The sequence below is a fragment of the Streptomyces katrae genome, assembly GCF_000966975.1.
GTDB classification, from domain to species: domain Bacteria; phylum Actinomycetota; class Actinomycetes; order Streptomycetales; family Streptomycetaceae; genus Streptomyces; species Streptomyces katrae.
The window spans coordinates 1-6927 of the sequence record NZ_JZWV01000333.1 but is presented as its reverse complement, the minus strand read 5'-3'; the positions used below and the strand labels follow the sequence as shown (position 1 = coordinate 6927).

Below are 6927 nucleotides of genomic sequence, written 5' to 3'. Positions count from 1 at the left end.
GGGTCAGGTCGAGGACGGTGAGGCTGTCCTCCCGGCCTTCGGGGCCGACGGGCACGAGCGCCTTGGGCAGGGTGTCGGTGTAGGGACGCAGACGGCGTCCGGCACCGGCAGCGAGTACAAGGCCGATCATGCGGGTTCTCCTTCGTCGTGTACGGCGGGTGCTCCGGCGGAGACCCAGAAGCGGATGCTCTCCACGAGCACCACCAGAGCCACGAACACGGCCACGGCCGTGAGCGCGACGGGGAACGCCTCACGGGCGAGGACGGCGGCCAGGACCACGGTCAGCAGGACCCTGCCCTCGTGACCACCCGTCGCCCGCACCAGCCAGCGCGGGGGAGCCCCCGAGCCACCGCGGATGCGGTAGACCGTGTCGTAGTGATGGTAGGCGACCGCCGCGACCAGTCCGAATGCGGCCGGAAGGGCCCCGGGGACGTCCGCCTTGACGGCGAGGACGAGCACGGTGGTGTACTCGGCGGCCCGGAACAGCGGGGGCAGCAGCCAGTCCAGCGGCCCGCGCGGCGGGATCCCGACCGCGACGCCGCTGAGCAGGGCGTAGATCAGGGCGGCGTAGATCACCGTGGTGCTGCCGAAGGGCTCGTACCAGGCGACGCCGACCACCAGCGCCGCGCCGAGCACGGCGAAGGGCAGCCGCGGGAGGGGCCTGGGGCGGGAGGCGGCCTTGGCGACCAGCTCCGCGAGCGGGCCGGAGTCGGCGAGGTCGGCCAGGGCCTGCGCGGCCCGGTCGGTCCTCTTCGCCCGGCGGGTCACCGAGCGCAGGACGCGTCCGGCGGTGGTGTACAGCGCGCCGAAGGCGCAGCCGATGAGCAGGGCGTAGAAGACGATCCGGGGGGTGGTCGTGGCGGTCAGGACCGCGATCATCGCCCAGCGCTCGCCGATCGGCAGGATGATCATCCGCCGGACCCAGACGGTCCAGCCGACGCTGTCGAGCCGGTCCGAGAGGGCGGCCGTGGGGCTCGTGTTGGCGGTGGCGTCGTGGTTGGCCTCGTTGAAGGAGAAGTCGACCACGTGCCGGCAGGTCATGAGGATCATCGAGCCGAGCGCGAGCGCCCAGACGTCGTCGCCGTCGCGGGCCGCGCCGAGCGCGAGCCCGGCGTAGAAGGAGTACTCCTTGACCCGGTCGAAGGTCGCGTCCAGCCAGGCGCCCATCGTCGAGTACTGCAGCGAGTAGCGGGCGAGCTGCCCGTCGGTGCAGTCCAGGACGAAGGAGACGAGCAGCAGCACGCCCGCGGTGACGTAGCCCCAGCGCTCGCCGGTGGCGGCGCAGCCCGCCGCGAGCAGCGCGGTGAGCAGGGAGGCGGTGGTGACCTGGTTCGGGGTCAGGCCGCGGCGTGCGCACCAGCGGGCGATGTAGCGCGAGTACGGGCTGATGAAGAAGGTGGTGAAGAACCCGTCCCGGGCCTTCACGGCGCTGCGCAGCCGGACGGCCTCGTCGTCCACGGCCGCGACGGCGGCCAGGGCCTCGGCGCGCTCCGCCGCACCGGAGGGCACGGCGGCGACCAGGGTGCCGAGCTCGGGGCGCTGGACGGCGGTCCCGGAGGCCTCGACGGCCGCGGCGAGCCGGTCCGCGTACGGGCCCTCGCCGTCCGGGGTGAGCGCGGCGGCCCGCTCCAGGGCGGCCCGGGCGCCGGGCTGGACGGCGAAGGCGCCGGTCACGGCGCAGGCGTCGAAGCGCGGGTCGGTCAGCGCGAGGCGCAGCGCGTGCGGGTGCCCGACGAAGCCGCTGTCGACGACGGCCACCCGCTGCCCGGCCGGTACGCCGGCCAGCGCCGCGGGGGCGTCTTCGGGAGCGGGGACCGCGCGGACGTCGAAACCGAGCGAACGGAGCTCGTCTTCAAGCGGTGATCCGGGGACCGGCAGGCCGGTGAGGATGACGGTCGACAGACGGACTCACTCCTTGCAACGAACATTCCGGGCGGGCGCCTCGTGGGCGGCTGCAGAAAGCGCGGCGGCACGGCGGCTGCGGGCTGCGGCTGTCGGCAGAGGCTATCGGATGGATGGAAGACGGCATTCATCAGCCGTTCGGCCCACATCCGTCCGGTTTGGGAGCCGATGTTAAGGTGGACGCCGGCTCCGGACGTGGAAGAGGTGGATTGATGACGGTCGCAGCGATCGCTGCCGTGCGCGGCGAACTCCGGTACGTCTCCCCGTCTTCCCGGGCGTCCGGCCGGGCCTGATCCTCTGATCTCAGCTCTTGCTGAGCGACAGGTCCCGTCGGCCGGAGCCCCCGTTCAAGGGTTCACGTTGACCGACAACACGAGCAACACCCATCACAGCAGCTCCGCCGACGAGGCCTTCGCGGCGTTCCCGGAGCCGCACCCCGGGCTGCCCCGGCAGTCCCCCGAGACCCCGGCGGAGCCGGCCGCGGACGGGGGCCGCTGGCGGACCCGGCCGGAGACCGCGGCCGATGTGGCGGCCGTGCGCGCCGTCAACCTGGCGGCCTTCGACACCCCGCTGGAGGCTGATCTCGTGGACGCGCTGCGCGCCGACGGGGCCTGGCTCCCGGGGCTGTCGTACGTGGCCGAGGGCCCGGACGGGTCGGTGGCGGCGCACGCCCTGCTGACCCGGTGCCACGTGGACGGCGCGCCGGCGCTCGCGCTCGCGCCGGTGGCGGCCGATCCCGCGCTCCAGCGCTCGGGCGCGGGCAGTGCGGTGGTACGGGCGCTGCTCGCGGCCGCGGCGGCACGCGGGGAGGCGTTGGTGCTGGTCCTGGGGCATCCCTCCTACTATCCGCGGTTCGGGTTCGTGCCGGCCTCGCGCTACGGGATCCGGGCTCCCTTCGAGGTGCCGGACGAGGCCATGATGGCGCTGGTGCTGGACGATTCCGTTCCGGTGCCGGCGGGCACGATCGGGTATCCGGCCCCCTTCGGCGTCTGAGGCCTGACGGGCCGTCCGGTCCCCGCCGTTACCACGTGGCGGGGGCCGGACATGCGCGGATGGCCGAAGTGGGGACAAGCCCCTTTTGTACGGCAGACTGAAGACCGAAGTCCGAAGCGAAGGATGGGTATGCCGACCACATCAGCCACTGGCGCCAACAACAGCGCGTCCGCCGGCACCGGCGCTCAAGAATCGATCATGCTCGAACTGGTCGACGAGTCCGGCAACACCATCGGCACGGCGGAGAAGCTCTCCGCCCATCAGTCCCCGGGTCTGCTGCACCGGGCGTTCTCCGTGTTCCTCTTCGACGAGCAGGGCCGGCTGCTGATCCAGCAGCGCGCCCTCGGGAAGTACCACTCCCCCGGCGTCTGGTCGAACACCTGTTGCGGTCACCCCTACCCCGGCGAGTCCCCGTTCGCGGCGGCGGCCCGGCGCACCCACGAGGAGCTCGGGCTCTCGCCCTCACTGCTCGCGGAGGCGGGAACGGTGCGCTACAACCACCCGGACCCCGCGTCGGGACTGGTCGAGCAGGAGTACAACCACCTGTTCGTGGGACTCGCCCAGGCTTCGCTGGACCCGGACCCGGAGGAGGTCGGGGACACCGCCTTCGTGACCGCCGAGGAGCTGGCGAAGCGGCACGCGAAGGAGCCGTTCTCGGCCTGGTTCATGACGGTGCTGGACGCCGCGCGTCCCGCGATCCGCGAGCTGACCGGCGACGCGGCCGGCTGGTAGCCGCTGCGCCGTTCGGGTGCGGAGCGGGCCCGTCGTCGGCGGGCCGGGGCCTCAGAGGGGCCGGGCCGGGGCCGTGAGCGGCAGTGCGGCCCAGATCACCTTGCCGCCGGTGGAGGTGTGCTCCACGTCGCACACCCCGCCGGCCTCCCGGGTGACCTCGCGGACCAGCAGCAGGCCCCGGCCGCCGGTCTGGCCGAAGTCGGCCTCCAGCGCCTTGGGCCGGTACGGGTGGTCGTCCTCGACGGCCACCCGTACCCATTCCCGGCCCACCGCCACCTCGACGCCCACCTCCGGGGAGAGCAGGGCGGCGTGCCGGACCGAGTTCGTCACCAGCTCGGAGACGATCAGCAGCAGGGAGTACACCAGCTCCTGCGTGGCCGGCACCTCCTGGCGGGCGAGCAGGTCGCGGACCGCCCGGCGGGCCTGCGGAACGGATTCTTCAACCGCCGGCGCGGTGAAGCGCCACACCCCCTCGTACGTGAGGGGATCGGCCGGAGCCGCCGTCTCACCTCCCCTGGCCTGCGGGATGCTCCCGCTGTCGTCCATCTTCCGGCCCCCGTCTTCACGCTCGATCGTCTCCACGCGTCAAGAGTGGCGAGCCGCCTGGTCCGGACCGCGCCGCTGACCAGAAGTCAGCAGCAATCGGACACTTTCTGACCACCGGCGTATGACGGAGTCAGTTGTTGGACTGTTCCTGATCCGCCACGCTCCGCTTGGCAGTGTCTGCCGCGTCCGGCCCGCTCTCCGTGTCTTCCCTGACCAGACCCAGGATCCGGCGTCCGCCCATGCCGACCGCCACCAGGCTCAGCCCGTCGAACAGCAGGGCGAGGGAGAAGAAGGTCCCGATCACGTACAGGCTGCTGCCGGGCCACTCCCAGAGGATCAGGATGCCCAGCAGGATGCCGAAGGCCCCCTGGATCAGGAACAGCCCGAAATAGGGCCCGCGCACCACCAGGGAGCCCACCAGGCGGAACACCCCGCCGATGAGGAAGAGCAGCGCGGCGAACATCGTCAGCGCCTCGGCGCTCGCCTCGGGGCGCCGCAGGATCACGAACCCGGCGGCGAGGTTGACCGCGGCGACGACGACGGCCAGCCAGAAGTACTTGCTCCTGCGGGACTGGACCGCCTGGGCGAGGCCGACCAGCCCGCCGATCAGCAGCAGCCAGCCGAAGAGGAACATCGACGTCAGGGTGGCCACACCGGCGTAGACCAGGCCCACCAGCCCGGCCAGCACCAGGACCACGCCGAGGAGCGCCAGCAGCCCGAAACTGCGGTGGAGCTTCTTCTTCTCCTGCTGTTGCGGCTGTTTCCGCTCGGCCCTTCGGTCGGCGCCCATGGGCATGCCACCTCCTCGCACCCCCCGGGGGACGGAGTCTCCTTGATCATAGGATCGTCGTCCCGGGATAGCATCCGGCGCATGGACGCAGCCCGGGAAGCAGCCCTCCACCACACGGTCGCCGACGGGGTGGCCACGGTCACCATCTCCCACCCCGCCAAGCGGAACGCCATGACGGCCGCCATGTGGCGGGCCCTGCCGCGGCTGCTGCCGGGGCTGGCCGCGGCTGCTGCCGGGGCTGGCCGCCGACCCCGCCGTACGGGTGCTGGTCCTGACCGGGGCCGGTCCGACCTTCTGCGCGGGCGCCGACATCTCCTCCCTCACCGGGGACGAGGATCCGCAGGCCCTGGCGGTGGCGGCGGAGGAGGCCCTGGCAGCCTTCCCCAAGCCGACGGTGGCGGCGGTCCGCGGCTTCTGCGTGGGCGGGGGCAGCCAGCTGGCCGCGGCGTGCGACCTGCGGTTCGCGGAGGAGGGCGCGCGGTTCGGGGTGACCCCGGCGAAGCTGGGCATCGTCTACCCGGCCTCCTCCACCCGCCGGCTGGCCTCGCTGGTCGGCCCCGCATGGGCCAAGTACCTGCTCTTCTCGGCCGATCTGATCGGGGCGGAGACCGCGCTGCGGGCCGGGTTCCTCAACGAGCTGCTGCCGGCCGGCGAACTGGACAAGCGGGTGGCCGAGTTCACCCGGGTCCTGACGGCGCGGTCGCAGCTGACGCAGGCCGCGGCGAAGGAGTTCGCGGACGGGCGCACCGACCGGGACGCGTACTGGAGCGGCCAGGCGGCCGCGAGCGGCGACACCGCGGAGGGTGTCGCCGCCTTCCTGGAGCGGAGGGATTGGCGCCCGGAGCCGTCAGGGGGCTGACGGAACGCAGCCGGGCGACGATCTCGGCCGGGGCCTTGGCCGGGGAGCCGGCGTCGTAGGGCGGCTGGGGGTCGTACTCGCACATCAGCTGCACGGTCTGGGCGTACGTGTCCCCCGCGATCCGGCCGAGCAGGCCGAGCCCCATGTCCAGGCCGGAGGAGACTCCGGCGGCGGTGACGTACTTGCCGTCGAAGACCACCCGCTCCCCGGTGGGCCGGGCGCCGAAGGGGGTGAGCTGGTCGAGGTAGAGCCAGTGGCTGGTCGCCCGGCGCCCGTCGAGCAGGCCGGCGGCGGCGAGCAGCAGCGAGCCGGTGCAGACGGACGTGGTCCAGGTGGTCGTGGCGTCCACGGAACGGAGCCAGTCGAGGACGACGGGGTTCTTCATCTCGATCTCGGGGTGCGGGCCGCCGGGGACGATGACGATGTCGGGGCGGGTCACCTCGTCGAGCGCCTTCTCGGCGACGAGGACGGCCGCGCCGTTGTCGGTCCGCACCGGGCCCTTGCGCTCCGCTACGAAGACGGTATCGGCGCCGTCGAGGCGGCTGAGGGTTTCGTAGGGGCCGATGGCGTCGAGGGCGGTGAAGCGCTCGTAGAGCAGGACGGCGATCTGCATGTCTCCTCCGGAGGGGGTGCTGTGCTGTTTTCGCGGCCGCCCGGACGGGACGACCCCTTCCGCTGCGCGGGGCTGGTTCCCTACCCAGCGCGGGCTGGAATTTCGCTCCGCGTAGACGGACACCAGCCGCGCGGGCGCTCTCCAGGTCCCGTCGGGGAGCAGGGTCAGCCCGCAGAGCACGGCACGCTTCGCAGTGGCATGCCTCCATGGTGTGACCCCGCCCCGAGGGGTGCAATGACGGGTGTCCCACCCATCCGGACACGCGCCGGACGAGGGCCCTGCCGGGGGATGGGATGCTTGTACGTCCCCCACGCACGCCCGTCCCGGAGTACCGCCCTGAACACCGTCCTCGCCGAGTCCCTGTCCTGCGCCCTCCTGCTGCTCGTCCTCGGCTTCGCCGTGCTGCGTCCGCGCGGACTGCCCGAGGCGGCCGCCGCCGTGCCGGCGGCCGGGCTGCTCGTCGCGCTCGGGGTGGTGTCGCCGGCCGACGCC

The 6927-nt window shown here is 72.9% G+C and carries 6 protein-coding genes and 3 pseudogenes; 4 read left to right on the top strand and 5 right to left on the bottom strand.

What is annotated here, in order from left to right; all coding sequences use genetic code 11:
- Together VR44_RS43885 and VR44_RS13105 are read right to left on the bottom strand one after the other, a co-directional pair.
- On the bottom strand, positions 1 to 130 hold a 130-nt coding region (locus tag VR44_RS43885; RefSeq protein ID WP_245691759.1), incomplete at its 3' end, for a sugar phosphate nucleotidyltransferase.
- Entirely contained in the window at positions 127 to 1902 is a 1776-nt protein-coding gene (locus tag VR44_RS13105) for a DUF5941 domain-containing protein (protein WP_045947640.1), read from the bottom strand. The genes VR44_RS43885 and VR44_RS13105, both read right to left, overlap by 4 nt.
- Positions 1903 to 2343: 441 nt before the next feature.
- Here VR44_RS13105 and VR44_RS13100 point away from each other — a divergent pair, with 441 nt between their 5' ends.
- The gene (locus tag VR44_RS13100; protein ID WP_045947641.1) at positions 2344 to 2895 is read left to right on the top strand and encodes a GNAT family N-acetyltransferase; all 552 of its coding nucleotides are present in this window, start codon (positions 2344 to 2346) and stop codon (positions 2893 to 2895) included.
- 129 nt (positions 2896 to 3024) lie between these two features.
- On the top strand, positions 3025 to 3627 hold the full coding sequence (gene idi / locus VR44_RS13095) for an isopentenyl-diphosphate Delta-isomerase (protein ID WP_045947639.1): 603 nt from the start codon (positions 3025 to 3027) through the stop codon (positions 3625 to 3627).
- Positions 3628 to 3678: 51 nt separating this feature from the next.
- Here the strand turns inward: idi and VR44_RS13090 are convergent, their stop codons facing one another.
- Positions 3679 to 4173, bottom strand: coding sequence for an ATP-binding protein (locus tag VR44_RS13090; RefSeq protein WP_425424500.1), 495 nt, complete (start codon positions 4171 to 4173; stop codon positions 3679 to 3681).
- A 130-nt stretch (positions 4174 to 4303) separates the two neighbouring features.
- Positions 4304 to 4963, bottom strand: coding sequence for an HdeD family acid-resistance protein (locus VR44_RS13085; RefSeq protein WP_045947637.1), 660 nt, complete (start codon positions 4961 to 4963; stop codon positions 4304 to 4306).
- 81 nt (positions 4964 to 5044) lie between these two features.
- Between VR44_RS13085 and VR44_RS13080 the strand changes: the two are divergent.
- Positions 5045 to 5822 (top strand): annotated as a pseudogene (locus tag VR44_RS13080) (enoyl-CoA hydratase/isomerase family protein).
- Here VR44_RS13080 and VR44_RS42540 read toward each other — a convergent pair.
- Positions 5809 to 6435: pseudogene (locus VR44_RS42540) on the bottom strand (DJ-1/PfpI family protein); the annotation flags it as partial. The pseudogenes VR44_RS13080 and VR44_RS42540 sit on opposite strands and share 14 nt — an antisense overlap.
- Before the next feature lie 297 nt (positions 6436 to 6732).
- Here VR44_RS42540 and VR44_RS13075 point away from each other — a divergent pair.
- Positions 6733 to 6927 (top strand): annotated as a pseudogene (locus VR44_RS13075) (arsenic transporter); the annotation flags it as partial.

Excerpts from the sequence above, each read along its gene's own strand:
- VR44_RS13090 (WP_425424500.1), bottom strand. The coding sequence starts at position 4,173 with ATGGACGACAGCGGGAGCATCCCGCAGGCCAGGGGAGGTGAGACGGCG.
- VR44_RS13085 (WP_045947637.1), bottom strand. The coding sequence starts at position 4,963 with ATGGGCGCCGACCGAAGGGCCGAGCGGAAACAGCCGCAACAGCAGGAG.
- idi (WP_045947639.1), top strand. The coding sequence starts at position 3,025 with ATGCCGACCACATCAGCCACTGGCGCCAACAACAGCGCGTCCGCCGGC.